This is a genomic window from Burkholderia sp. BCC1640 (assembly GCF_902833125.1).
In the GTDB taxonomy this organism is placed as follows: Bacteria; Pseudomonadota; Gammaproteobacteria; order Burkholderiales; family Burkholderiaceae; genus Burkholderia; species Burkholderia diffusa.
The window spans coordinates 1-452 of the sequence record NZ_CADFEF010000170.1; the positions used below are offsets into that span (position 1 = coordinate 1).

The 452-nt window shown below is 65.5% G+C and carries 1 pseudogene; it reads right to left on the bottom strand.

Features of this window, described 5'->3' with window-relative positions:
• Positions 1 to 27: 27 nt before the first annotated feature.
• Positions 28 to 452: pseudogene (locus HWX25_RS33050) on the bottom strand (IS256 family transposase); the annotation flags it as partial.

A 452-nucleotide genomic window follows, 5' to 3' on the forward strand; every position in this document is an offset into this window, starting at 1 on the left:
AGGTTGGGACGGCGGGTGCGGCATAGATTATGCGACCTTGCGATCATGGTCAATGTTGGATTTCGAGGGCGAACGCTTCAGGGCGGCGGCGAGCACCCAGAGCTCGCTCACGCCGAGGATTTTCCGGAAGTGCTTCTCGGCTTCCAGGAACCCCGCTGCTGCCCAGCGCACCGCCATGTCGGCATCGCGATAGCGCTTCACACGCCCCGCGACGCGACGTACCGCGCCGTTGGGGTTCTCGATGAGGTTGGTCGTCGACAGCCCGCGCATGAGCGCCGGCGTCAGGCCCAGCTCGTTGACCGTGAACGTTTCCTCCAGCCCTTCGAGCAGCGCCGCCGAGGCATCCGGGTGCTCGGCCTTGAGCCACGCTGCGTGCGTCTCGAGCTTGGCCATGCCGTCCTTGGCCGGCAGCTTGTAGGCCGCTTTCATGATCGCTGCGGTTTGCGAGATGC